The sequence below is a fragment of the Amycolatopsis sp. NPDC023774 genome, assembly GCF_040639695.1.
Lineage (GTDB): Bacteria > Actinomycetota > Actinomycetes > Mycobacteriales > Pseudonocardiaceae > Amycolatopsis.
In genome coordinates, this window is record NZ_JBFAAJ010000001.1 from 951250 (window position 1) to 974776 (window position 23527).

Annotated in this window: 24 protein-coding genes; 10 read left to right on the top strand and 14 right to left on the bottom strand. The window is 72.0% G+C overall.

Translation table 11 applies throughout. The features are described 5' to 3' along the window. The first annotated feature begins 20 nt into the window (after nucleotides 1-20). Both rph and rdgB read left to right on the top strand, forming a co-directional pair. Nucleotides 21-797: a ribonuclease PH gene (gene rph / locus AB0F91_RS04825; protein WP_285972903.1), complete on the top strand. Its 777-nt coding sequence runs from the start codon at nucleotides 21-23 to the stop codon at nucleotides 795-797. After that, nucleotides 794-1402 (top strand): RdgB/HAM1 family non-canonical purine NTP pyrophosphatase, encoded by a 609-nt coding sequence (gene rdgB, locus AB0F91_RS04830; RefSeq protein ID WP_360594756.1) that lies wholly within the window; start codon nucleotides 794-796, stop codon nucleotides 1400-1402. The genes rph and rdgB overlap by 4 nt, the downstream gene beginning before the upstream one ends. A gap of 117 nt (nucleotides 1403-1519) precedes the next feature. Here the strand turns inward: rdgB and AB0F91_RS04835 are convergent, their stop codons facing one another. Genes AB0F91_RS04835 through AB0F91_RS04850 form a run of 4 tightly spaced genes read right to left on the bottom strand, consistent with a single transcriptional unit; the run spans nucleotide 1520 to nucleotide 5038 of the window. Beyond that, nucleotides 1520-2062 (bottom strand): hypothetical protein, encoded by a 543-nt coding sequence (locus AB0F91_RS04835; protein ID WP_360594758.1) that lies wholly within the window; start codon nucleotides 2060-2062, stop codon nucleotides 1520-1522. A gap of 11 nt (nucleotides 2063-2073) precedes the next feature. Beyond that, a complete protein-coding gene (locus tag AB0F91_RS04840; RefSeq protein WP_360594760.1) occupies nucleotides 2074-3285 on the bottom strand; it encodes an ABC transporter permease in 1212 nt (403 codons plus the stop codon). Beyond that, nucleotides 3282-3965 (bottom strand): ABC transporter ATP-binding protein, encoded by a 684-nt coding sequence (locus tag AB0F91_RS04845; RefSeq protein WP_360594762.1) that lies wholly within the window; start codon nucleotides 3963-3965, stop codon nucleotides 3282-3284. Before AB0F91_RS04845 ends, AB0F91_RS04840 begins: the two co-directional genes overlap by 4 nt. After that, on the bottom strand, nucleotides 3962-5038 hold the full coding sequence (locus AB0F91_RS04850; RefSeq protein WP_360594763.1) for a peptidoglycan-binding protein: 1077 nt from the start codon (nucleotides 5036-5038) through the stop codon (nucleotides 3962-3964). The genes AB0F91_RS04845 and AB0F91_RS04850 overlap by 4 nt, the downstream gene beginning before the upstream one ends. Nucleotides 5039-5220: 182 nt before the next feature. Here AB0F91_RS04850 and AB0F91_RS04855 point away from each other — a divergent pair, with 182 nt between their 5' ends. Next, on the top strand, nucleotides 5221-5919 hold the full coding sequence (locus tag AB0F91_RS04855; RefSeq protein ID WP_360594765.1) for a response regulator transcription factor: 699 nt from the start codon (nucleotides 5221-5223) through the stop codon (nucleotides 5917-5919). Further along, complete coding sequence (locus tag AB0F91_RS04860) at nucleotides 5909-7732, top strand: HAMP domain-containing sensor histidine kinase (RefSeq protein ID WP_360594766.1); 1824 nt, start codon at nucleotides 5909-5911, stop codon at nucleotides 7730-7732. The genes AB0F91_RS04855 and AB0F91_RS04860 overlap by 11 nt, the downstream gene beginning before the upstream one ends. 193 nt (nucleotides 7733-7925) lie before the next feature. Here the strand turns inward: AB0F91_RS04860 and bcp are convergent, their stop codons facing one another. The 3 genes from bcp to AB0F91_RS04875 all read right to left on the bottom strand — a co-directional run bounded on the left by bcp (nucleotide 7926) and on the right by AB0F91_RS04875 (nucleotide 9416). Next, nucleotides 7926-8402 carry a thioredoxin-dependent thiol peroxidase gene (gene bcp / locus AB0F91_RS04865; protein WP_360594768.1) on the bottom strand — a complete coding sequence of 159 codons (477 nt, stop codon included), beginning with the start codon at nucleotides 8400-8402 and terminating at the stop codon, nucleotides 7926-7928. 114 nt (nucleotides 8403-8516) lie between these two features. After that, a complete protein-coding gene (locus AB0F91_RS04870; RefSeq protein WP_360594770.1) occupies nucleotides 8517-9053 on the bottom strand; it encodes a hypothetical protein in 537 nt (178 codons plus the stop codon). A gap of 180 nt (nucleotides 9054-9233) precedes the next feature. Then, nucleotides 9234-9416 (bottom strand): hypothetical protein, encoded by a 183-nt coding sequence (locus tag AB0F91_RS04875; RefSeq protein WP_360594772.1) that lies wholly within the window; start codon nucleotides 9414-9416, stop codon nucleotides 9234-9236. Nucleotides 9417-9736: 320 nt separating this feature from the next. On the opposite strand from AB0F91_RS04875, the gene AB0F91_RS04880 reads away from it, so the two are divergent. Then, the gene (locus AB0F91_RS04880; RefSeq protein WP_360594774.1) at nucleotides 9737-10402 is read left to right on the top strand and encodes a DUF3089 domain-containing protein; all 666 of its coding nucleotides are present in this window, start codon (nucleotides 9737-9739) and stop codon (nucleotides 10400-10402) included. A gap of 93 nt (nucleotides 10403-10495) precedes the next feature. After that, nucleotides 10496-10744 carry a hypothetical protein gene (locus AB0F91_RS04885; RefSeq protein WP_360594775.1) on the top strand — a complete coding sequence of 83 codons (249 nt, stop codon included), beginning with the start codon at nucleotides 10496-10498 and terminating at the stop codon, nucleotides 10742-10744. Nucleotides 10745-11032: 288 nt separating this feature from the next. Here the strand turns inward: AB0F91_RS04885 and AB0F91_RS04890 are convergent, their stop codons facing one another. The 5 genes from AB0F91_RS04890 to AB0F91_RS04910 all read right to left on the bottom strand — a co-directional run bounded on the left by AB0F91_RS04890 (nucleotide 11033) and on the right by AB0F91_RS04910 (nucleotide 14561). Further along, complete coding sequence (locus AB0F91_RS04890; RefSeq protein WP_360594777.1) at nucleotides 11033-11407, bottom strand: Fic family protein; 375 nt, start codon at nucleotides 11405-11407, stop codon at nucleotides 11033-11035. Beyond that, entirely contained in the window at nucleotides 11404-11607 is a 204-nt protein-coding gene (locus AB0F91_RS04895) for a hypothetical protein (protein ID WP_360594779.1), read from the bottom strand. Before AB0F91_RS04895 ends, AB0F91_RS04890 begins: the two co-directional genes overlap by 4 nt. 278 nt (nucleotides 11608-11885) lie before the next feature. Then, nucleotides 11886-12734 carry a hypothetical protein gene (locus AB0F91_RS04900; protein WP_360594780.1) on the bottom strand — a complete coding sequence of 283 codons (849 nt, stop codon included), beginning with the start codon at nucleotides 12732-12734 and terminating at the stop codon, nucleotides 11886-11888. Between the two features lie 343 nt (nucleotides 12735-13077). Further along, the gene (locus tag AB0F91_RS04905; protein ID WP_360594782.1) at nucleotides 13078-13287 is read right to left on the bottom strand and encodes a hypothetical protein; all 210 of its coding nucleotides are present in this window, start codon (nucleotides 13285-13287) and stop codon (nucleotides 13078-13080) included. A 368-nt stretch (nucleotides 13288-13655) separates the two neighbouring features. Beyond that, nucleotides 13656-14561 carry a TetR/AcrR family transcriptional regulator C-terminal domain-containing protein gene (locus AB0F91_RS04910; RefSeq protein WP_360594783.1) on the bottom strand — a complete coding sequence of 302 codons (906 nt, stop codon included), beginning with the start codon at nucleotides 14559-14561 and terminating at the stop codon, nucleotides 13656-13658. A gap of 119 nt (nucleotides 14562-14680) precedes the next feature. Between AB0F91_RS04910 and AB0F91_RS04915 the strand changes: the two genes are divergently transcribed. The 3 genes from AB0F91_RS04915 to AB0F91_RS04925 all read left to right on the top strand — a co-directional run bounded on the left by AB0F91_RS04915 (nucleotide 14681) and on the right by AB0F91_RS04925 (nucleotide 20600). Continuing rightward, nucleotides 14681-15784 (top strand): FAD-dependent monooxygenase, encoded by a 1104-nt coding sequence (locus AB0F91_RS04915; protein ID WP_360594785.1) that lies wholly within the window; start codon nucleotides 14681-14683, stop codon nucleotides 15782-15784. A gap of 119 nt (nucleotides 15785-15903) precedes the next feature. Continuing rightward, a complete protein-coding gene (locus AB0F91_RS04920) occupies nucleotides 15904-18096 on the top strand; it encodes a PQQ-binding-like beta-propeller repeat protein (RefSeq protein WP_360594787.1) in 2193 nt (730 codons plus the stop codon). Between the two features lie 47 nt (nucleotides 18097-18143). Next, on the top strand, nucleotides 18144-20600 hold the full coding sequence (locus AB0F91_RS04925; RefSeq protein WP_360594789.1) for a CehA/McbA family metallohydrolase: 2457 nt from the start codon (nucleotides 18144-18146) through the stop codon (nucleotides 20598-20600). 154 nt (nucleotides 20601-20754) lie between these two features. Here the strand turns inward: AB0F91_RS04925 and AB0F91_RS04930 are convergent, their stop codons facing one another. Both AB0F91_RS04930 and AB0F91_RS04935 read right to left on the bottom strand, forming a co-directional pair. Continuing rightward, nucleotides 20755-21318, bottom strand: a complete 564-nt coding sequence (locus AB0F91_RS04930) for a GNAT family protein (RefSeq protein WP_360595163.1) — start codon at nucleotides 21316-21318, stop codon at nucleotides 20755-20757. A 131-nt stretch (nucleotides 21319-21449) separates the two neighbouring features. Beyond that, nucleotides 21450-22217, bottom strand: a complete 768-nt coding sequence (locus AB0F91_RS04935; protein WP_360594791.1) for an IclR family transcriptional regulator — start codon at nucleotides 22215-22217, stop codon at nucleotides 21450-21452. Nucleotides 22218-22322: 105 nt separating this feature from the next. Here AB0F91_RS04935 and AB0F91_RS04940 point away from each other — a divergent pair, with 105 nt between their 5' ends. Further along, complete coding sequence (locus AB0F91_RS04940) at nucleotides 22323-23510, top strand: FAD-dependent monooxygenase (RefSeq protein WP_360594793.1); 1188 nt, start codon at nucleotides 22323-22325, stop codon at nucleotides 23508-23510. Nucleotides 23511-23527 lie beyond the last annotated feature (17 nt).

Below are 23527 nucleotides of genomic sequence, written 5' to 3' on the forward strand. Positions count from 1 at the left end.
CCTGCCTTATTGTGCACCCCGTGACGAGGAAAGATGGCAGGAACGACGACCAGCTCCGCGACATCAAGATCACCCGCGGGTTCCAGAAGTGGCCTGCCGGTTCGGTGCTCATCGAGTTCGGCAACACGCGCGTGCTGTGCGCGGCCAGCGTCACCGAGGGCGTGCCGCGCTGGCGGGCGGGCTCCGGGCTCGGGTGGGTCACGGCGGAGTACGCGATGCTCCCGTCGGCCACCAACACCCGCGGCGACCGCGAAGCCGTGAAGGGCCGCATCGGCGGCCGCACCCACGAGATCTCTCGGCTGATCGGCCGGTCGCTGCGCGCGTGCATCGACCTCGCGGCGCTCGGCGAGAACACGATCGTGATCGACTGCGACGTGATCCAGGCCGATGGCGGCACCCGCACCGCCGCGGTCACCGGCGGCTACGTCGCGCTGCGCGACGCCATCACGTGGCTCGGCGCGGCCAACCGGCTCAACGACCCGCAGCCGCTGTCGTCCTCGGTCGCGGCGGTGAGCGTCGGCGTGGTCGACGGGCGCGTGCGCCTGGACCTGCCGTACGAGGAGGACTCGCGCGCGGAGGTCGACATGAACGTGGTCGCCACCGACGCCGGCACGCTCATCGAGGTGCAGGGCACGGGCGAGGGCGCCACCTTCGCGCGGTCCACTTTGGACACCATGCTCGACCTGGCGCTCGCCGGCTGCGCGACGCTCACGCAGCTGCAGAACGAGGCACTGGCGCTGCCGTACCCGGGTGAGCTGCCGCAACCGCGCCCGGACAAGAAGAAGGGTGCGAAGTGACAAAGCTGCTGCTGGCCACTCGTAACCAGAAGAAGCTCGGCGAGCTTCGTCGGATCCTCGAGGCCGAGGGCATCTCCGGCATCGAGGTGCTGGGTCTCGCCGACGTCGACGAGTTCCCCGAGGCGCCGGAAACCGCGCCGGACTTCGAGGGCAACGCCGTCGCCAAGGCCCGCGACGCCGTCTCGGCCACGGGTTTGCCCGCCGTCGCCGACGACTCCGGCTTGGCGGTCGACGCGCTGAACGGCATGCCCGGCATCCTGTCCGCCCGCTGGTCCGGCCGCCACGGCGACGACGACGCCAACCTCGACCTGGTGCTCGCCCAGCTCACCGACACCCCCGACGACCGCCGCGGCGCGGCCTTCGTCTGCGCCGCCGCCCTCGTCCTCCCGTCCGGCGAGGAGACCATCGTGCGCGGCGAATGGCGCGGCACCCTGCTCCGCGAACGCCGCGGCACCAACGGCTTCGGCTACGACCCGATCTTCGTCCCGGACGGCGAGTCCCGTTCGTCGGCGGAGCTGGAACCGTCCGAAAAGGACGCGGCCTCGCACCGGGGCCGCGCGTTGCGGGCGCTGCTGCCGGCGCTGCGCGACCTCGCCAACGCCTGACACCGTCACCTCAGGCCCTGCCCTCCGCACCCCAACGCGGCGTTCGGTGCACTGAACGCACCGGGCGCCGCGTTGGGTGCGGTGAACGCAACCAACGCCGCATTGGGGCGCGGCCGGCTACTTGTCGCTCGGTCCCATCACCTGGACTTCGCGCCCCTGCTCGATCTTGTCCGAGTTCGGGGGCTGGTTGTTGCTCGTGTAGTGCCACGGGGACTCGTCGTCGTCCGGGTGTTCGGCGACGTGCATGCCCTGCGACGTCATGCATTCGACCCAGCGGTGCAGGTTGTCCTTGTACGCCGGGTTCGCCGGGTCCTCCCCCCACGGCAGCAGGGGCAGCTTGGACCGGCACGCGTCGCCGGCTGCCTGGTGGTCCTTGGCCCACTGTTCGGCGCCCGCGATGCTGTGGGGCTGCTGGTCGACGTCCGCGTCGTGGTCCTTCATGCAGGTGCGCCACGGTTCGATGAGCCGCTGGGAGTCTTCCGGCGATTCGTCGACGCGGTGGCGGGGGCGGCCGCCGTCGGGGTCGGTCGAAGGAGCCGCCGAGGACGACGCAGAAACCGAGCGCGTGCCCAGCGAAGCGACCTGAGAGCTGGAAGGCGGGGGCGACGAACACGCCGCGAGGACCAGCGCCAGCCCCGCGAGGCTGACCACTTCCGACATCCGAAGCTCCCTCATGTCGTCGCCAGCGCCTGCGTCGGGGTCAGCCGCGCCGCGCGGATCGACGGGTGGATCCCCGCCAGCGCACCCACGACGAGCGCGCCCGCCACGCCGCCGGCCACGGACAGCGGCGGGATGACGGGCGGCCACCCTTGGTACGTCGTGTAAAGCAGCGTCACGACGATCCCCAGCACCGTCCCCGCCAGGCCGCCGAGACCGGACAGCGCCACGGCCTCCGTGAGGAACTGCCCGCGGATCTGCCCCCGCGTCGCCCCGAGCGCGCGCCGCAGGCCGATCTCGCGGCGGCGTTCCAGCACCGAGATGAACATCGTGTTGGCCACGCCGACACCACCGACCAGCAGCGCAACGCCCGCCAGCCCGAGGAACAGCGCGGAGAACGTCGTCTGGCTCGCCTGCTTGGCCGCCAGCGCGTCCGACGGTCGGCTCACCGAAACCAGCCCCGGCAGCTGCGGGTACAACGTCGCGGGCAACACGGCGCGCACGTCCGGGATCGCGTCTTCGCGCGCCTTCACGTAGATCACCGTCGGGTGGCCGTCGAAGCCGAGGAACTGCTTGGCCGAACCCCAGCCGACGAGCACCGCGCGCTCGATGTCCGGCGCGAGCGGCATCGGCGCCAGCACGCCCGTCACGGTGTACCACTGTTTGCCGATCATCACGATCGGCGCGGGCCGCCCGGGCGTCACCGCGGGGATGCCGAGGCGCGACGCCGCGACGTACCCGAGCACGACCGCGGGCAGGTTCTGCGTTGCCGCGTCGAGGAACTTGCCGCTCTGCACGGTGCCGTTGAGCGCGGACAGCAGGTCCGGACTGCTCGCCAGCACGGCGAGACCGGAGCCGTCCAGCGGATCGGTCAAATCGGAGCGCCGCACGGTCTGGTGTGTGTTCGCGACGGCCGCCGCCGTGGTCACCGGGCCGATCCGCGCGACACTGCCGACTGACGACTCCGGCAGCAGCACCGGCGGCGTCTGGTTCGGTTGCGGTTCGGCGCGCAGCATATTCGTGCCCAGCGCCGTGAGCTTGTCCAGTAGCGCGGCCTGGCTGGCGGCGGGAATGCCGATGACCACGATCATCGTCGCGATGCCGAGTGAGATCCCGAGCGCCGACAGGGTCGCGCGCAGCCGCCGGGTGCTGATCCCGAGCAGGCCGAGACGCAGGACGTCGTGCAGGCCCAGGCGCACCGGGTGCGTGTCGAGTGCTGTGCTCACGCGGCACTCACCACGAGGTCCTGCACGATCCGGCCGTCGCGGAACTCGATGCGCCGCGGCAGGCCGGCCGCGATGTCGCGGTCGTGCGTGATGATCGCGGTGGTGGTGCCCTCGGCGTTGAGGCCGTGGAGCAGCTCCAGCACGGCGCGGCCGTTGGCGGTGTCGAGCGCGCCCGTCGGCTCGTCGGCGAGCACGAGCGCGGGGTCGTTCACCACGGCCCGGGCGATGGCGACCCGCTGGCGCTCACCACCGGAGAGCTCGTGCGGCCGGTGGTCCACGCGGTGCGCGAGCCCGACCCGCCCCAATGCCTCCAGGGCCAGCGGACGGCGTTGCTTGCGCGGCACCCCGGCGTACAGCAGGCCGGTGGCCACGTTCTCCGCCGCACTGAGGCCGTCGGTGAGGTGGAACTGCTGGAACACGAACCCGAGCCCCCGCCCGCGCAACGCGGACAGCCGCCGGTCGCTCAGCTGCGTCACGTCCTGACCGCCGAGCTCGACGGTGCCGCAGTTCGGCAGGTCGAGCGTGCCGACGATGTTCAGCAGCGTCGACTTGCCCGAACCGGACGGTCCCACGATCGCCAGCAGCTCACCCTCGGCGACAGCCAGCGACACGTTGTCGAGCGCCTTCACACCCCCGGGGTAGTGCTTGCTCACCCCGCGCAGGGCCAGCACCGGCGTCACGAGGTCGTCACCACCCGCAGGCCCTCGGTGATGCCCCGGCCGCTGATCTCCACCTGGTCGCAGGCGAACATGCCGGTCTTCACCGGCACGAGCTTCCCGCACTGCAGCTGCACGGCGTAGCCGCCTTCACGCAACGCGACCAGCGCGGCGATCGGCACGGCCAGCACGCCGGCGTGGGTCTCCGTGGCCACCTCGACCTGCACCGACGCCGAGTCGAGGTCGGCGACGTCGGACGCGTTCACGGGCACCACGGTCACATTGATCTTCGGCGGCCCCTGCGTCGGGTCGCCACCCGACGGGTCGCCGCCGCTCACGGCGGTGCTCACCGAGGTGACCTTCGCCGGGAGCTCCTTGCCGTCCGGGCGCACCATCGTCACGTCCATGCCGGTCTTCACCGAGCCGACCTCCGCCGCGTCGACGGGCGCGACCACGACCTTCGACGTCGGCGTCGTGGTGAGCAGCGGGCCCGCGGCGGGGTCGCCGAGCTGGGCGGTCACGCTGTTCACGCGCGCCTCGCCGGGCAGCACCACGACCTGGCCGACGTCGAGCGTGCCGGTGTCGGGCAGGCCGGCCTTCTTCTCCCACTTCTTCAGCGCGCCGGCGAACGTGAACTTCGCCTTCAGCGGGCCCTTCGTGCGCGCGCCGACGGAGTAGCCGAGCCGGGCGAGGTTGTCGGCCACCGTGGCGACGTCCGGGCCGGTCAGGTCGGGGTTGTCGAGCTTGCGGAACAGCGGGGTGTCACCGAAGAACACCGGCACCGGGACACCGTTGACGGAGTACAGCGGCTTTCCGCGCTGGGCCATCGTGCCGACGTCCGGCAGCTGCGTGACCACGCCGGCGCCGGCGCCCTTGAGCGGGTCGGGCGTGCCGAATCCGAGGGTGCCCGTGAACGTCCGTGTGTTCGACAGATCGGTCTTGGCCACGGCCACGGTGCTCACGGCGGGCGGGGGAGCCGCGGCTTCCGCCGTGCCGCGGCCGTGATCGATGGCCACGTACGCGCCGGCGCCGAGAAGCACCACCACGGCAGCCGCGGCTGAGACGGCGATCGCGCGCCGCCGGGACTTACCGGCCACTGACGGCCTCCATCATCGCTTCTCCGCTTCCGATCACCCGGCGCGTCCGAAGTGGACTGAGCCGGCGGGTCCGGAGGCCACTATCGCGGCGAATTGTGAGGAACCCGTCAGGAAGCGGTGCTGATCCGGTGTTCCCGCGGCGGCGGGTCGCCCGCCCCGGCGGAGATCCTTATGCTCGCAGCATGTGCGCAGACATCGTGCTCGCGGAGGACGACCCGAAGCAAGCGGAGCTCGTCCGCCGCTACCTCGAGCGGGAACGCCACTCGGTGGTGGTCGTGCCCGACGGCCGCGACACACTCGACCTCGTCCGCCGCCGCGCGCCGGACCTGCTCGTGCTCGACGTCATGCTGCCCGGCATGGACGGGCTCGAGGTGTGCCGGATCCTGCGGGCGGAGTCCGACGTGCCCGTGCTGATGCTGACCGCACGGTCCACAGAGGACGACCTGCTGTGTGGTCTGGACCTCGGGGCAGACGACTACATCACCAAGCCGTACAGCCCCCGCGAGCTGACGGCCCGCGTGCGGACTTTGTTGCGTCGCACCAAAAGTACCGTGCCCTCGGATGGTCCGCTGCGCGTTGGCGCGCTGACGGTGGACGTCGGCCGGCACGAGGTGGCCGTGTCCGGGCAGCTGGTCGAGACCACTCCGGGGGAGTTCCGGCTGCTCGAGGTGATGGCCGCGCACCCGGACCAGGTGTTCACGCGCGGACAGCTGCTGGAACACCTGCACGGCTTCGACCGCTACATCACCCAGCGTGCGATCGACGTCCACGTGATGAACCTGCGCAAGAAAATCGAGGCGGCGCCGCGCAAACCCAAGCGGCTGCTGACCGTGTACGGCGTCGGCTACAAGCTCACGGCGGGACCGCCCGATGCGGCGTAGCCTGCTGGTCCGGCTCATCGCGGTGTCGGCGCTGGTCGCGGTGTGCGCGATCGCGGCCACGGCATGGCTCGCGGTGCGCACCACCACGGGGGCGATCCGGCAGGAGCAGGGCCAGGTCTTCGCCGTCGACGGCACCATCTATCAGGGCCTGCTCGGCTACGCGGCCACGCACCCGAACTGGGACGGCGTTGGCGAGGTCGTGCGCACCTATGCAGCGGACACCGGACGGCGCGTGGTGCTGGCGACGCCCAAGGGCCAGGTGATCGCGAGCTCCGACGCCGATCCCGGGCGGTTGCCGGCGCAGCCGTCGGTGGTGATCGACCCGTTGTCGGTCGACCCGGGGCTCGGTGTGCAGTCCACCCCGGACCGGATCGATCCCGCGGCGGTGGGTCCGTATGCGTTGCCGGAGAACGAAAAGACGCACCTATCGGAAATCGCGCAGCGGGTGCTGCGGTGTGTGCAGGAGCGCGGGAGCCTCGGCAGCATCGAGGTGTCGCCCGGCGGGCACCCGCGAGTGGTGGCCCAGGACCCGTTCGCGCTGTCGCGGTGCAACGGCGCGACCATCGAGCAGCCGACCGAGACCGAGCAGGCGGCGCTCGACAAGCTGTCGGATCTCGTGAACGCCTGCCTCGGCCGCAGCGACAAGAGCGCGCCGGCGGCGCAGCTGTCCCTGTCGTGGACGTTCATCGGACCGGAGACCGACGCGACGGACGACGCGACTCAGACCTGCGTGACCTCTGCGCGTCGCGAGCAGCTGACGCCCTACGTCGCACCCGCCGCGTGGCTCTACATCACCGAGAAGGGCAGCGACCAGCCGCCGAGCGGATTCACGCTGTCGTCGCACAACCAGGTGCGCCTGGCCGAGGTGGCGGGCGCGATCCTCGTGCTCACGGTCGTGGCCACCGGGCTGGCGTCGATCCGGCTCATCCGGCCGCTGCACGCGCTCACGGGCGCGGCGCAGCGCATGGAGGCGGGCGAGGCCGGCGCGCGCGTGGCGGTCAAGGGCAAGGACGAGATCGCGCGGCTGGCGCGGGCGTTCAACGACATGTCGGAGGCACGAGAGAAGCTGGAGACGGCGCGCAAGGCCATGTTCAGCGACATCGCGCACGAGCTGCGCACACCGCTGTCGAACATCCGCGGCTGGCTGGAGGCCACGCAGGACGGCGTGAGCCGGCTCGACGACGACCTCGTCGCGTCACTGCTCGAAGAGGCGCTGCACCTGCAGCACATCGTCGACGACCTGCAGGACCTCGCCCTGGCCGACGCCGGTGCGCTGCGCGTGCACCCCGAGCCCATCGACGCCAACTCCCTGCTCACCCACCTCGCCGCGGCCCACGCTGCCCGCGCCGGCGCCGCGGGCGTGCAGCTGGTGGTCGAGCCGATGGCCGACCCGGCCGTCACGGCGGACCCCGTGCGCCTGCGCCAAGCCATCGACAACTTCGTGTCCAACGCCGTCCGCCACACCGCCCGCGGCGGCTCCGTCACGGTCAGCGCCACACGTGTCGATGCGGACGTCGTGTTCTCCGTGACGGACACCGGCGTCGGCATCGCCGCCGACGACCTGCCGCACGTCTTCGACCGCTTCTGGCGCGCGGACAAAGCCCGCACGCGCGGCTTGAGCGGCGGCAGCGGCCTGGGCCTCGCCATCGTCCGCAGCCTGGCGGCGGCCCACGGCGGGACGGTCTCGGTGCGGAGCACGCTGGGTGAGGGGTCGACGTTCACGCTGCGCTTCCCGCGGCCGGCCCGCCCGAGTGAGCCTTCCCCCGGCGGCGGGGTGGCGCGGCTCAGGCGGCGATGCCGAGGTCGCGGATGAGCTTTGTATCGTGACCGGTCGCGCGGACGCCGGCGTCGCTCGCGCCGACAGTCCGCACGGTCGCTGCGGTCGCGCAATCGGTCGCGTCGGGTCGCGGTGGTGCGCGTTTCCGCGAAGGGCGGGCGTCGCGTTGAGCTCGGCCAGTCGTGAAGCTGAGGTCCTGCCCCGGGACCGCGCCCGAGGCGGGCGAGTGTCAGGCGGCGATGCCGAGGTCGCGGATGAGCTTCGCGACGTGACCGGTCGCGCGGACGTTGTAGAAGGCGTGCGCGATCTTGCCGTCCGCGTCGACGATGAAGGTCGAGCGGATGACGCCCTGGTAGACGCGGCCGTAGTTCTTCTTCTCGCCGAAGGCGCCCCACGCGGTGAGGACGTGCTTGTCCTCGTCGGAGAGCAGGGGGAAGGTCAGCTGCTCATTCTCGACGAACTTCGCGAGCTTCGCCGGCTTGTCCGGGGAGATGCCGAGGACCTGGTAGCCGGCGTCGTTGAGCTGGGCGAGGCTGTCGCGGAAGTCGCAGGCCTGCTTGGTGCAGCCGGGGGTGCCGGCGGCCGGGTAGAAGTACACGACGACGGCCTGGCCGCGGAAGTCGCTGAGGGAGACGCTCTTGCCCGTGCTGTCGGGCAGGGTGAAGTCGGGGGCGGCGTCGCCGGGGGAGAGTCGCTGCTCGGTCATGAACGCAGCGTACTGTGCCGATCGTTACCAATCCGACCACAGTCACGGCCGAATGGCTTCGTAGCAACGGAAGTGCCGCGCGGGGGTCGGCCTGCTTTTGGCCGGATTAGTAACTCAGACGGCTCCGCAGTACGTGGCCACGGCGGGCTCGCTCGCGCTGGGTCGCAGCTGCACCGTGAGCTGCGTGGGGCGGTCGGGCACGGCGAACGCGAGCGTCAGCTGCGCCGAGCGGCCCTGCTGCAGGTCTTTGCCCGCGTCGGTGATGCCGCCGAGGCCCTGCGTGGCGTCGACGACCTGTTTGGTCGGGCGGCCGTTGATCATCGCGACCACGGTGAGGCCGGAAAGCCGGTAGGAATCGGCGCCGTTGTTGGTGATCTCGATGCCGAACGACGCAGCTCGCGAGCTGCGCGGGTACGCCGCGGGAGTGGGCTGGAACGACTGCGGGGCGGAAACCGAGATCGTGATGCCGCTGGCGAACCGGTGTTCCGCGCCGAACTGCAGGTCACGCGGTGTCTGAGCGGCCGCCGCCTGCGCGGGGGCGCCGCCACCGCCGAGCGCCGCCGTACCTTCCTGCGCGTCGACCCCGCAGGCCGCCACCGCCATCAGCAAACAGGCGGAAAGCAACAGCTTGGGGGTGCGCGCGGGCGCCATCTCGGTTTACTCCAGTCGGGGCGGGGGCTCGGGCCGTTCGGCGTAGTGACCGAAGTCGACCCGCTCCACTGTCCCTGCATGTGCACGTGCGCGCGCACGAAGACGCGGACCTGGTGTACAGCCGTGGCCGATCCGTGACCGAAAGGGCACTCCGGGTGACAGTCGTCACCGATGTGCCACTTAAACGGCGAAGGCGAACAAGAGGATGAAGATCGCCACGCCGGCGCCCCACGCGACCATCACCCACCCGAAGTCACGCACCGGGTCGACCGCGCGGCTCTCCTCGCCCGGGATGTACACGCCGCGGTTCTCGAACCAGTCCGTCCACTTGCGCAGCAGGCGCAGCGGATTGCGTGACGGCACGAGTCACCTCCCGGATCGGCTTCGCTCCCGCCAGCCTACGTGGGGACTCGCCCTCCCGGTGAAGGAGCGTCGAGCGTGCGGAAAAGCGTGCTCTGCCGGCTCTCCCGACCGTGTTCGGGCCTCGCGGCCGCCGTCCCGGCCGACGCCGTGCCCCCATCGGGTACGGCGCCCCTGGGCCACGCGCTGTGGGCGTGCCTGCCCGCCATGGCCGCGAACCCGTGCAACCAGAACCTGGCGGGTGACCCGCAGATCGCGACGCCCGGTGACAGCTTCACGGTCGGCCACCCCGCATCGCCTGGCCGGGTGACGTTTGACACCACTTGGGTGGAGTCGGACGCAAGTGTGGTGGAACCGTTCGAGCCGTCGGCGGCGCCTGCTGGGACTGCTTCTTTGGTTACCCGACCGTCGACTTGCTCTCGAATCCGGTGCTGCGGATCGGCTCGCTGCCGCTCGGCCCGGACGACGCTGCGGCCGCCGTGGCCTACGCCCAGGTCGGTCCGTTGCTCAGCCACTGCCGCGTGTTCGTGCCCGCGTACCGGCAGGCGCCGCTGGCCGCGCACATCGTCGGCGTGCTCACCGGCGCGGCGCCCGACTACGCGCTGGGCCTCGAAGACGTCGAGCAAGCGTGGCAAACGTACTGGCGCGACGACAACATCGACCCGGTCACGCACCGTCGCCGCGGGGTGGTCGTGATCGGCCACTCGCAGGGCGCCGCCGACGCCGCGAGCCTCCTGCGCGGCCGCGTGGACGGCCACCCCGACGTGCGGCCCTCCCTGGTGAGCGCGTTGCTTCTGGGTGGCAACGTCCAGGCTCCCCTCGACCGTCCGGCCGGCAGCGGCTCCGAACCGGAAGCGGCTTTCCAGTACCTGCCCGTGTGCGCTCGCGCTTCGGCCGCGGTGCCCGTGCCGGTCGGCCGGTTATTCGTCGTACAGGCAACCGGCCGGAACGGTCCCACCGCCCGGCTCCACTTTCGGCCTCGTCTTTGACGCCCGGCCATCGCACCCTCTCCACCAACCCGGCCGCCTCTGCTGGCTGGCGCTGCCCCCGACGCGACGACCCCGCTCGACACCCGGACTTTGGTGCAGGGCAACGCGATTTTCCCCAACGGCCACCTCACCGCCGTCGTGCTCGCCACCTCGCTGCCGGTGTTCCCGACCGGCTTCGCCCGTTACCCAGGCGGGTTCAGCGGCGCGGGTGAGTTCCGCACGGTCCCCGGGGGCACCGCCTCGTGGTTCCAGCTCTCCGGCGGCGACTCCTTGGTGGGCCCTCCGAGCAGCGGCGGCCTGGGCCTCCACGTCTGGGCCTCCACGTCGACGACTTCTCGCTGACGTCGGGCGACTTGACGGCTCTGGTCGACGCGCAAACCGCACAATGGGAGGCGGTCTCGAGCTGAGACGTCGCCGGAGCCACGGCGGGGTTCGGTTCGGCCGGCTGGATTCGGTCCCCACCCAGCCGTCGGCTCTTTCGTGCCGCCGCCCGGCAGGAGTCCGGCATCGCGGGGCGAAGCCGGACTCCTGCCGGGGAAGGCGGTGCCGATCCGCCTGGGCTTCGCGGCAGGACTTGGTCTTGCCCGCGCTGGTGCTGGGAGTTCCGCGTCAGCCGTTCGGGCCGAGCGGCTAGGCGAAGTCGGCCAGGCGCGCCGCGATGCGGGGCAGGTCGAGGCGGCCCTGGACGACGTCGTGGACGAAGGGTTCGGCGGCGTCCTCGTCGAGGGGCGTGCGCAGGGGCTTGTCGTTGAGGCCGAGGAAGAACCAGGTTGCGGTCCAGGTGAGGCGTTTGTTGCCGTCGATGAGGGGGTGGCCGCGGCCGAGTGACTCCATGAGGGCGGCCGCCTTCTCCCACACGCCGGGGTAGGCGTCCTCGCCGAAGACCGACGTGCGCGGGCGCGCCGCGGCTGCCGCGAGGATGCCCGTGTCGCGCACCGCGAGCTCGCCCCGCACCACCCGGCGCGCGACGACCATCAGGTCGTGGATCGTCAGGTACTCGGTCATCGCGCCAGCCGCTCGTTGAGGCCGGCGCTCGCTTCCAGCACGTGGTCGAGCACCGTCGCGCGCTGCTGGGCACGCGAAGTCACGGCGGCCATCAGCGTCTCCCGCACGTACTCCTGCAGGCTCCGCCCCTCGGCGGCCGCCTGCCGTTCGATCTCCCGCACCTCGCCGTCACTGAACTCGACCGGCAGCACCTGACCCATGCCTCGAACCTTGAGGCCTCAGGTCGCCCGGCGAACCCCGGTTTTCCCGGCCCCGGCCTGATATCGCTCAGTGGGCCACCGTCGGAGACGGCCCTGCCGGCGGGTACTGCTGCTGCGGTACCCCCGGCCCGGTGGAATCCGGCATCGGCGGTCCCGGTGGCACCGACCGGCCCGCTCCGGTCCGGGCAGAGCGCGACCTTGCCACGCTTGTCCGAGCGGCACCGCGTCTTGCGCCTGCCGCCTGCGGCGCGGGTTTCTTGCGGCGGTTGTTCCGGCAGTTAGGTTCCGTGCGCGTTCGGCGAGGCGGAACCCTGCGTTGGCTGGTCGGCTTCAGCGGAGCCCGGCCACGGCTGCCCGGGTACAGGGCGTTGCGCCGGCGGACCGTAGCCCTGCCACGCCTGTGCGGGCTGCCCCTGCGGCGGCGGAACGGCACCGGACCACACCTGGCCCGATGGAGGCACCCCCTGCCACCCCGGTGCCGTGCCGCCCGGCCAGCCTTGGCCGACCTTGCCGGCGCCCGGCCATTGCTGCCCAACAACGGACCCTGGCGTCACCTGTCCCGGCATCGTGCCGCTCGGCCACGCTTGCCCAGTTCCACCGGCACCCGACCACTGCTGTCCGGGAACCGGTCCGGGCATCGCTTGCCCCGGAATCCCTTGCCAAACTTGGCCAGGAACAGACACAGGCATCCCGGCGCCCTGCCAACGGGCCGGCCCGCCGTACCCCGGCTGCCAACCCGGACCGACGGCGAAACGCGGCGACGCCTCCGGCAAAGTCACCGCCACCGCGGGCACCAGCAGCAGCACCGCGATCATCGCCGCCAAGCCGGCCGGCAGGAACACGTCCTCGAAACCACTCGACCGCCGAATCCCCAAGATGCGCATCGATCCGGGCACCGCCAGCACCACCTGCACAACTGCGCCCAGCATCAACACCCGCGCCACCCGAGGTCGCCGCGCGGCCAGCAGCACTGCGCCGACGAGCACGCCGAGGCCGAGCAAAGCGATCACCAGGTGGAAGTACGGGCCGGGATCCAGATTGAAGTGCCGGCTCAGCTCCTCGACCTCACTCCACAACAGCAGCACTTCGCACACCCCGGCAACACCCGCGAGCACGAAAGCCAGCACGCGCCCCTGCGGCGTCGGTGAATGAACCACGCCCGATCTCCCTCCGTCATCAACCGGACACGCACAGCATAGAGGTTGCTCACGGCAATCCAGCGCGATCACGACCCGTTCGCGGCCGGAAGGCCTCTCGGCGCGGCCCGCCAGGCACCCGGAACACTTCCCCACGCTGGACGAGAACCGAACGGAAGGGGTCGACCTCGGGCCCTGCACGACAGTCCAAAAAGGACCGCCCGCGAGCACGACGAGACCGGCCACCGCGATCGTCACGCCGGCGGCGCGCACCTTCGCCGGCCAACTCACACCGGCTTCGGGATCCCCCGAAGGCCTGACGTTTGCCGAGGCCTCACCGCGCATGTGTGCCGGCATCACCGCCGTCAATGCGTTGCGCCACGCCAAGGCCGGCCCCGGCGATCTCGTCGCCGTGCAGGGCGTGGGCGGCGTCGGCCACCTGGCCGCCTGGTTCGCCGAAAAGGTGGGCTTCCGCACCGTCGCGATCAACCGCGGTCGCGGCAAGGAAGAGCTGGGCCCGCAAGCTCGGCGCGGACGAGTACATCGACAGCGACGAAGGCAGCGTCGGAGTCGCTGAAGAAGATGGGCGGCGCCTCGGCGATCCTCGGCACGGTCGACCGGCATCCGCCCCACACCAGGTGATCGTGCTTGAAGACCAGAACCCGATCCAGGTCACCGGCCGGCCACCCGCCGGCGGACTGCCGGCTGAACCCCTCCGGCTGGTGCAGCGGCGTGGCCCGCAACAGCGAGGAAACGGTGGACTCATCCGGCCGGCGTACGAGGTCTTCCCGCTGAAGAAGGCCTCCCGGCACATGCCGAAGGCCAACATTTGCGTGGTGCTCCGGATCGCGGACCGACGCCTCGGCCGAAAACGGCCCCACCTTACTCCGAGAAGGGGCGCGTTTTATCGCGTCAGCGCAACCGGAGCGCGACGCCGTCGAGCAGTGAGCGCAGGCCGAGCTCGAACAGCTCGTCCAGGTCCAGGTCGTAACCGTCCTCTTCCAGCGTCGTGAGCATCCGCGTGAAGACGGGGTGGCGCCCGCCGGCCATGATCGCCGTGTGGCCCGGCGCCTGCGTCGCCAGCCACTCGTCCTCGGTCAGCCCGGACGTGCCGGCCGCGTGCCGCTCGCGTTCGAGGTGGATGGCGATGCCCTGGATATAGCTGAAGAACAGCACGTGCAGGTCGCACAGCTGCGTGGCGGACAGGCCGAAGCCGTCGAGCGCCGAGAGCGCCTCCTCCGCGTGGGTGGCCAGATTGGCCAGCGGCAACGGACGCGTGATCGGCGACAGCTGCGCGAGCCACGGGTGCCGCCGGTACAACGACCACAGCGTGCGGCCGGTGAGTTCGAGCCGCGCCCGCCAGTCGCCCGAACGCCGGGCCGGGTAACCGCGCTCGCCGAAGGCCTCGTCGGCCATGAGCAGCACCAGCTCGTCGCGCCCGGCGACGTAGCGGTAGGGCGCCATCGCCGCGACGCCGAGGCGCGCCGCCACTCCCCGCATGGACAACGCGGCGAGGCCCTCTTCGTCGGCAATCGCGATGGCTGTCCGGACGATCCGCTCGCGCGACAGGCCCGGCGTCCGCGGGCGGGCCTTCGGCTCGGTCTTCCGACCCACGACGACGGTGCCGGACCGCGGTTCGGCGCGCACCAGCCCTTCCTGGCCGAGCCTGGCCAGCGCCTTGGCCGCGGTGGCTGTCGCGACGCCCCACTCGACCGCGATCCGGCGCGTCGACGGCACTTTCGCCCCCGGTACGAGTTCGCCTTCGGTGATCCGGCGGCGCAGCTCCGCAGCGATCTCCAGGTAGCGCTGCTCGGCCATCCCCGGCTCCGATCTGTACCAGTACAGCTGACCATCTGTACTAGGTCAGTTTTGGCACGGTTACCTGGCAGAAGCCAGTGTGTGGTCCGTAAGGATACGACGAACACCTGGAGGAAACCATGCGCAACGTCCTCATCTCCGGCGCCGGCATCGGCGGCCCGACGCTGGCCTACTGGCTTCGCCGGGCCGGATTCTCCGTGACCGTGGTCGAGCGCTCACCCGGCCTGCGGGAGGGCGGCCAGGCGGTCGACGTGCGCGGGGTTGCGCTCGACGTGGTCGACCGGATGAGGCTCGGTGAGCAGGTGCGCGCGGTGCGGACGCGGATGCGCGGAATGTCCGTGGTGGACGGTTCCGGCACGGAGCTGTTCCATTCGGAAGAGCAGACCCACAGCAGCGGCCGCCTGGACAGCCCCGACGTGGAGCTGGTCCGTGACGACCTGGTTTCCCTGCTGTACCGGGCAACCGAGCACGACGTCGAGTACGTCTTCGACGATTCCGTCACCGCTCTGCAGCAGGACGAACACGGTGTGCGCGTGGAGTTCGAGCGCGGCGGCTTCCGCACGTTCGACCTCGTCGTCGGCGCCGACGGGCTGCACTCCGCCGTCCGGCGGCTGGCGTTCGGCCCGGAGGAGCGGTTCGCGCAGCACCTCGGGCAGTACCTGGCGATCTTCCCGGCGCCCAACCTGCTCGGTCTGGACAATTGGCAGATGTGGTTCCGCGACGGCGAAACCGGCGGCGCGGTGTATCCGGTGCACGATAACGCCGAGCTGCGGGTGACGCTCGGGTTCGCGTCCGCGCCGCTGTCCTACGACTACCGGGACGTCCCGGCGCAGAAGGAGATCGTGGCGAAGCAGCTGGCCGGCGCGGGCTGGGAGGTGCCGCGCCTGCTGTCCGAAATGGTCGCTGCGCCCCACTTCTACTTCGACGCGATGCAGCAGATCCACCTCGACTCCTGGAGCACCGGCCGTGTGACGCTGCTCGGGGATGCGGGCTACTGCGCGTCGCCGCTCTCGGGTCAGGGCACCAGCCTTGCCCTCGTCGGCGCCTACGTGCTCGCCGACGAGCTCGCGCGCCACGACGACCACACGGCCGCGTTCGCCGCCTACGAAACGCGGCTGCGCCCGTTCGTCGCCGCGAACCAGGCGCTGGCGACGAAGAACCCCGGCGGGCCGGCGGCCGAGGAGTCGGTGGATCGCGCCAAAAACGCGATCAGGCTCACGTAACGCAGACGAGGCCGGCAGAGCTTGGTCCGGCGTTCAGCCGCACCACGGCGGTGCGTCAGTTCGGCGTTACCCAAACGGGTGAAGGTTGGCAGGTTCAGCTTCACGAATGGAGGAACCCGATGGTCGACGAGCCCTGCCGCCACGACGGACTGCACCGAAGGGCGTTCTTCGGGCTTGCCGCTGGGGCGGTGGCGGCACCGGCGCTGGCCACGCTGCTCGGCGCCGCGCCGGCGGGCGCCACGCCCGGGCGGCCGGATCAGCCGGGGCATCGCCTGAAGTTCGCCGCCGTGTCCGACACGCACGTGAACACCACGAGCCCGCAGTCGACCACGTGGCTCACGCAGGTGTACGCCTCGATCGCGCGCCGCGACCCGGACCTCGTGCTGCACTGCGGCGACATCACCGACACCGGCTTGCCCGACGAGTACGAGCAGTACGGCAAGGTGCTGCCCGCCTCGTTGCGGGGGAAGATCCACTACTCGCCGGGCAACCACGAGACGCGGTGGGACCCGTCGGCCAAGGAGGAGTTCCACAGCCACTTCGGCCCGACGCCGTACTCGTTCGAGGCCGGCGGTGTCCACTTCGTCGGCTTCGACCCGACGCAGGTGCTGCAGGAGCCCGGGCACTACGGGCCCGCCGGGCTCGACTGGCTCGAGCGCGACCTGCGCCGCGTGCACCGGGACACTCCGGTGGTGCTGTTCCAGCACTTCCCGTTCGGCAACCAGTTCTACTACGTCGACGACCAGCCGGCGGTGCTCGACGTGCTGGCGGAGCACAACCTGCGCGGTGTCATCGTGGGCCACGTGCATCGCGAGGACGTCACCCGGTTCAACGGGCTCACGCAGGTGACGCTGAACGCCGTGCGCAATGGCCCGATCTACTACTGGGCCGAGAAAACGACGGCCGCCGACGGCACCGCCGTGCTCGACGTGCGGCGAGTCACCGTCGCCGCGGACGGGACCGACACCGAGGCGCCGTTCGCGACTGTGCCGCTGACCGGCGGCGGGCAGGGTCGCGAGCAGCGGCCGCGATACGTCCACGTGGGCAAGGTTTCCGGCGGCTCGCTTCCGGTCGAGGTGCGCGCGTCGGCCTCGCAGCAGGTCGGCGTGCAGCCGTACCCGCAGGCTGTGTTCGGCGGCACGAGCCCCGGGGCGTGGTTGCCGCTCGCGGGTGCGGGTGACCGCTGGACCGGCAGCGTCGACGTCTCGGCGCTGGCGCCGGGACGGCAGCGCCTTCAGGTGCGCGTGAACGCGGCCGACGGCAGCTGGTGGGAGCAGGTCGCGTTGTTCACGGTGCCCGCGGTGGCCGGCGACCCCGCCGACCGGTGGCAGCAGCAGCTTGCGGGTTCGGTGCAGGGCGGCGTGACCCTCGCGGATGCGCGCAGTGGCCTGGTGCTCGCTGCCTCGTCGGCCGGTGAGGTGACCGCGTTGCGGCGCGGCGGCCACCGTGAGTGGCGTACGCAGCTCGGCCCGGTGTACCGGCGTCCGGCGGTGAACGGGACGCTGGCTTTCGTTCCCTCGGCCGACCACCACCTGTACGCGCTGGATGTCCGGAATGGACGGCGGGTGTGGGCGTTCGACGCCGGGGCCCCGGTCGTCAGCGCGCCGCTGGTCTCCACTGTGGACGGCCACGAGCAGGTCGTGTTCTCCGCCGGGCAGGCGTTGTTCGCGGTCGGCACCGACGGCCGCCGCCGCTGGTCCGTGCCCGCGCGCGGGTTCTCCTCCGGCCAGGCCGCAAGCGACGGCGAGCGCGTGTACACCTCTGCGGCCGACGGTTACGCGCGGGCGCACGACGCGCGCACGGGCAAGGAACTGTGGGCGTACCAGATGGTGTCCGGTGTCGAGAACCACGTCGCGCTGTACAGCGGGTGGGACACTGTGGTGGCGCTCGGGGGTGACGTGGTCGTCGTCGCCACCGTGTCGAGTGCGATCGCGCTGGACCGGGCCACGGGTGCGCTGCGCTGGACGGTGGCCGGCAGTGCGATGTACGCGCCCCCGCTGATCGTCGGCACCAGTGTGCTGCTGACCACCGAGTGGGGTGTGCTGACCCTCGTGGACCTCGCCACGGGGAAACCGTTGTGGACGACGAACCTCACGCTGCGCGTGTTCAACGCCGGTGTCGCGATCAGCGACGGCACGGCGTGGGTGCTGACCGTCGACGGCAAGGTGATCGGCGTGCGGCTCGCCGACGGCGCCCGGCTGGGCTGGCTGCAGCAGAGCCTCGTCTACACCTTCGGCCGGCCGGTGATCGACGGCCGGACGCTCGTGGCCGGCGACCAGAACGGCGTCGTGCACGGGATTTCCCTCCCCTGAGTTCCACCGGCACCCGACCGGTGCCGGTGCCCGGAAGAAGGACAGAGATGGGCCTCACTCGAAGACAGTTCATCGTGACGGGCGGCGCGGTCGCGGCGTCCGGCCTCGTGGCCACGCCGGCCGCCGCCGCGGCCCAGGGGCTCCCGTTCGGCGGGTTTCCCTTCGGCGGTGGCGAACCCCAGGGCCAGTGGCTCGTCGGCGACACGCACGTGCACGACGACCACTCGGCCGACGGCAGCCTGCCGCGCCAGACGTCGAAGCAGGCGCTGCCGGGCAACCTGCCCGTCGGCGACCAGATCGGCCAGGCTGAGAAGACCGGGCTGGACTTCCTGCCGCTGACCGACCACCGCACGTACGACCAGCACTGGGATCCACAGTGGACGTCGGACCGGCTGCTGCTGATCCCCGGCGAAGAGGCCAACGGCTCGCCGCACGCGATCGTGCTCGGCGCCGTGGACAACGTCGTGGACGGCGCGAATCCGCCCGGTTCGGCGGCGTTCCGGCACGTGCAGCAGTCTATTTGGGACGCTCGGTCGCAGGACGCGGTGTGGCACATCGCGCATCCCGACGACGGTGAGTACAGCGCTGCCGGCGGGCCCAACGACAACGCCAGCGTGCAGGGCATCCACAACATCGAGGTGCTCAACGTCTCGACAAACCCCGACGCGCAGATCGACTTCGCCGAGACGCGCTGGAACCGCGGCTACGTCACGGGCGTCACGGCCGCGAGCGACTGCCACTTCCGCGAGCTGTGGGACATCGCGGGCCCCGGCCAGCCGGCCACGCGCGTGTTCGCCGGCGACCGCAGCGTCCGCTCGATCCTCGACGCGCTGAAGGCCGGCCGGACGACCGTGTCCTCCGGCGTGTCGGGACCGTTCGTGACGATCGAGGCCGACCTCGACGGAGACGGCCGGTTCGAGGCTATCGGCGGCGATGAGACGGTGGTCGGTTCGCGCAAGCTGCCGCGGCACGCTTCGCTGCGCGTGCGGGTCCGCCAGGGCGCCGGGACGCGCCTGCTCGTGTACGGCACGCCGGGCCGCTCCGCCAAGGCCCTGCTGGACACCACCGTGCGGGGGAACGACGACACCCGCACTCTGCCGTTGAGCCTGTCCGGCGACCACGTGTGGTTCCGCGCCGAGGTGCGCTCGCCAGGCAGCGCGTCCGGCGCCGACGCCGACCCGACGCTGCCCGACCAACTGCGCGCGGCGACTTCGCCGGTGTTCGTCTTCGTCGGCCGCGTGGCCACGCCCACGCCGGAGATCCCGTTGCCCGCCATGCAATCCGGGCATGACGGCGCGACGGCGGTGCTCGGCGGGACCGGTGAGTTCACGGGGTTCGCCGACGTCGCGGTCACCGGCAACGACGTGCACGTGGTCGCGCAGCGGCACTCCGGCGGCCGCAGCCGGATCGTCTACAAGCGCGTGGACCGCCGCGGCTTCGGTCTCTTCGAGGTCGAGCTCTCCAGCGGTTCGGGCACAGCCACGGCGCCGCGCGTCGCCGCTTCCGGGCGCGACGTGTGGGTGGTCTGGCAGGACGAGCGCGGCCACGAGCAGCCGCACCGCCCGGCGATCTACCTGCGCCACAGCAGCACCGGCGGCCTGCTCTTCGGCCCCGCGCAACGGCTCGACGCCGGCACCGGCCGCGCCGTGCACCCGGCGATCGCGCTGCTTTCCGGCGGGCAGCCCGTCGTCACCTGGGCTGACAACACCGGCGGCGCGTTCGACGTCTACGCCCAGGTGGTCGGCGTCGACCGGAAGCCGGTCAACCTGTCGGCCGCGGGCAAGACGGTCAGCGCCGGCAACCGCGCGGTCGACGCGCGCTCGCCGCGTTACCCGGCCTCGGTGTTCCCGACCGTTGCGGTGGGCCACGGCGACCGCGTTCTCGTGGCGTGGCAGGACGACCGGTACGACCCGGATCCACTGTGGACGGGCCACACCCCGCCCGCTGGCCAGGCCGCGACCGGTGGCACGGACCCGGACAACTGGCAGATCCTCGCCACCACCCGGGTGGGCACCCGTGGCGGCTGGGGCGCTTCGGCTCAGGTCAGCGCCGCCACCGACCGCGCCGACCGCCATCCGAGCGCGGCCGTCGACCACTCGGGCGCCTTCGTCGTCGCCTGGGACAGCGGCGCTTTGCAGAGCTCGGGCGCGAACCTTTCCTTGCGCTCGGCCCGCTCCGCCGACGGCCGGACGTGGTCGGCGGCCACGCCGTTTGCCCTCGAGCCGGCCGCGATGAGCCAGCGGCCCCGCCTGAGCAACGACCCGGACGGCACCGTCCGCGCCGTCTGGTACGACTCCCGCGCCACAGACTGGCGCTGGAAGGTCTTCACGTCGCACCGCACGCCGGCCGGCTGGACGGCGCCGGTCCAGCTCACGAAAGCGGGCAACGCGACCTACCCCGCGGTGTCCGCCGGTCTCGTGGCTTTCGTCACGGACCGAAACGCTGTTCGGGGCCAACGCGACACCACGCAACAGATCTACCTCGTGGACGCGGGCGGCCGCTGACGGGGTTGCCGGCCCGGCCACCGCCCGACGGCGGCTGGGCCGGGCGCGTCGTCCTCGCCGAACGAGGGGAGGGGTTCACTCGTGGTTCTGAGGAGCCGCGATCACTCGGCCTGAGGTGAGTTTCCGGCGGGCGCGGTCGGCTGCCGGGTCCGGCTCAGTACCGCACACGAGTCCGCCAGTGGCGACCCCGTCGCCGGGTTCGCCAGTGCCGGCCCGTCCAAGGACCGTCGGCGATGTCCGTGCGCCGGGCGGCGAACGTGGCGGCGCTGAGGCCCATCAGCACCGGGTACGTGATCTGTCCGTGGAGCGCCTCCGTGTCGCGCACCCGGCCCTCTTCGCGGAACCCGAGCCTGGCGTGCAAGGCGAGCGAGGCGAAGTTGCGGCCGTGCACACTGACCTCGCACTTGCGGTAGCCGGCCGGGCCGAACATCGCGGCGAGCAGGGTCGTGACGGCGTCTTCGGCGTACCCGCACCGCCGGTGCTGCGCGCCGATCCCGACGCCATAGCTGAACCGGCTCGCCGCGGGGTCCGTCCGGACCCAGATCGACCCGACGAGCGTGCGGCCGTGCAGCGTCTCGATCGCCAGGTGGCGATCCCCGCCGGATCCGGCCACCTCCGCGCGGTGCGTCGCCCAGTGCCGGTAACCACCACCGCCGCCGTCGCGATCGAACCCGACGAGGGCCCGCCGGTCGTCGGGGCGGATCTCGCGCAACCGCACCTGCCGGCCGACCCAGTTCTCACGCACGGCGGCACGGCTGCCGGACAGCACCGGACGGGCGAGGTTGGCGGTCATCGGTACGGCACGGTACCGGGTCGCGCACCGGTGTCTCGAAGGGCCGGCCGGTGTGGTCAGGCGGCGCCCCGCCCGGGCCGCCAGCCCAGGCGGCGCGAGATGCCGAACGCGCCGGCCAGCACCGGAGCGACGACCGTGGCCAGGTCGAGCGAGCCCGTGCGCACGACGACCGACAGTGCCGCGACGACCCGGCCGTGGCCGTCGGTGATGCGGGCGCCCACCGAGTCCGCGCCTCCGGTCATCTCGCCGCGCACGGTGGCGGTGCCGGACCGCCGGCACGCCGACAGCTCGGCCCGCAGGTTCGCCGGGTCGGTCACGGTCCGCGCGGTGAACCGCGCCGGCCCGGCCGCGAGGTAAGCCTCGATCAGGGTTCGGCCGGCGTGCGCGAGCAGCACCTTGCCGACGGCCGAGCTGTGCAGCGGCAACCGCCCGCCGACGTGGGAGGCCAGGTCGACGGCGTCGCGCGCGGAGAAGCGCTCGATCACCACGGCCTCGTGCCCCTCGAGGACGGCGAGCTGCACGTGCTGGTGGAGCGCGGCGTGCAGGTCCTCCAGGAACGGCAGCGCGACCGTGCGCAGCGGCACCGACAGCGGCGCCAGCGTGCCCAGCTGCCACAGGCCGACGGTGAACCGGCCGCCCGGGGTGCGGTCGAGGGCGCCGGCGTTGAGGAGCTTGTGGACGAGCCGCCGGACCGTCGCATGGGGGAGCCCGGTGCGGCGGGTCAGGTCCGCGAGGGTCAAGGCGCTGTCCTCGGGCGTGAACGTGAACAGCACCTGCAACAGCCGCGAGCCGACGCTGCGGCCGGGTTCGCTCGTGCGGGGCATGGTGCTCGCAGCCTACGGCGATGTCCATTGGCTGAACATCGCCGTTCCTCGACGGCCTCGTGCGCGGTCATGCTCACCGGCACCCGAAACGAAGGAGGAACGCTGGTGCCTGAGCTGCGGATCGCCGTCGTCGGAGGGGGCATCGGGGGCCTGGCCACCGCCGCGTTCCTCAAGCGGGCCGGGCTCGCGTGCACGGTCTACGAGCAGGCCGCCGAGCTGGGCGAGGTCGGGGCGGGGCTCGTCGCCGGCCCGAACCTGGTGCGCCTGCTGCGCCGCCTCGGTGTTCTGGACGAACTGCTCGCGCGAGCGGTGGCCGTCGACGTCGGGTGGGAGTTCCGGCGCTGGGCGGACGGGAGCGTGCTGTCCGCGGAGAACCTCGCCGAGGCGTGTGAACGGCTCTACGGCGAGCGCACATACACCGTGCACCGCGCCGACTTGCTGAGCGTCGTCCAGGCCACGGTGCCGGCGGACGCGCTCCGGCTCGGCGCGAAGTGCGTGGGCGTCGAGATCGGCGCCGACGGCGCGGTCCTGTCGTTCGCCGACGGCGCCGCCACGACCGCCGACGTCGTGATCGGAGCCGACGGTGTGCACTCGACGATCCGCAACGCCCTGCTCGGCCCGTCATCCGCGACGTTCTCGGGCCTGTGCGCCTTCCGCGCCCTCGTGCCGGCCGCCGCCGCGCCCGCGTTCGCGTTGCGCAAGGCCCACACACTCTGGCTCGGCCCCGGCCACCACCTCGTCCACTACCCGATCTCGGCGGGCAAGCTCATCAACATCGTCGCGTTCGCCCCGGCCGGCGCGGACGTCGTCGAGTCCTGGAGCGCCACCGCGACCCACGCGGAGTTCGCCGCCGAGTTCGACGGCTGGGACCCTCGCCTGCGCGAGCTGATCGCCGCCGCCGGCGCCCCGGGCCGCTGGGCGCTGCTGGACCGCGCCCCGCTCGCACAGTGGAGCCACGGCCCCGCGACTTTGCTCGGCGGCGCCGCGCACCCGATGTTCCCGTTCTTCGCCCAAGGCGCCGCGCAGGCGGTCGAAGACGCGGCCGCCCTCGCGCTGTGCCTGGCCGCCGACGCCACCGAGCCGGCCCGCGCGTTGCGCCGCTACGAGTCGGCCCGCCGCGACCGCACCGCCCGGCTCCAGACCGTCTCGCACGAGCGTGCCCACCTCAACCACCTGCCCGACGGGCCGGCCCAGCAAGTCCGCGACGCGTCGTTGTCCGGTCAGGACCCGCTGGCCGCGAATGCCTGGATTTACGGCCACGACGCGGAACTCGTCCCTCCTTTGTGGACCTGAACGTGCTGCACCACGTA

Coding starts and splice junctions, on each gene's coding strand:
- AB0F91_RS04855 (WP_360594765.1), top strand. CDS start 5,221: ATGTGCGCAGACATCGTGCTCGCGGAGGACGACCCGAAGCAAGCGGAG.
- AB0F91_RS04925 (WP_360594789.1), top strand. CDS start 18,144: ATGGGCCTCACTCGAAGACAGTTCATCGTGACGGGCGGCGCGGTCGCG.
- AB0F91_RS04835 (WP_360594758.1), bottom strand. CDS start 2,062: ATGTCGGAAGTGGTCAGCCTCGCGGGGCTGGCGCTGGTCCTCGCGGCG.
- AB0F91_RS04860 (WP_360594766.1), top strand. CDS start 5,909: ATGCGGCGTAGCCTGCTGGTCCGGCTCATCGCGGTGTCGGCGCTGGTC.
- AB0F91_RS04920 (WP_360594787.1), top strand. CDS start 15,904: ATGGTCGACGAGCCCTGCCGCCACGACGGACTGCACCGAAGGGCGTTC.
- AB0F91_RS04870 (WP_360594770.1), bottom strand. CDS start 9,053: ATGGCGCCCGCGCGCACCCCCAAGCTGTTGCTTTCCGCCTGTTTGCTG.
- AB0F91_RS04915 (WP_360594785.1), top strand. CDS start 14,681: ATGCGCAACGTCCTCATCTCCGGCGCCGGCATCGGCGGCCCGACGCTG.
- AB0F91_RS04910 (WP_360594783.1), bottom strand. CDS start 14,561: ATGGCCGAGCAGCGCTACCTGGAGATCGCTGCGGAGCTGCGCCGCCGG.
- AB0F91_RS04935 (WP_360594791.1), bottom strand. CDS start 22,217: ATGCCCCGCACGAGCGAACCCGGCCGCAGCGTCGGCTCGCGGCTGTTG.
- AB0F91_RS04895 (WP_360594779.1), bottom strand. CDS start 11,607: ATGGGTCAGGTGCTGCCGGTCGAGTTCAGTGACGGCGAGGTGCGGGAG.
- AB0F91_RS04905 (WP_360594782.1), bottom strand. CDS start 13,287: ATGTACTCGTCCGCGCCGAGCTTGCGGGCCCAGCTCTTCCTTGCCGCG.
- AB0F91_RS04890 (WP_360594777.1), bottom strand. CDS start 11,407: ATGACCGAGTACCTGACGATCCACGACCTGATGGTCGTCGCGCGCCGG.
- bcp (WP_360594768.1), bottom strand. CDS start 8,402: ATGACCGAGCAGCGACTCTCCCCCGGCGACGCCGCCCCCGACTTCACC.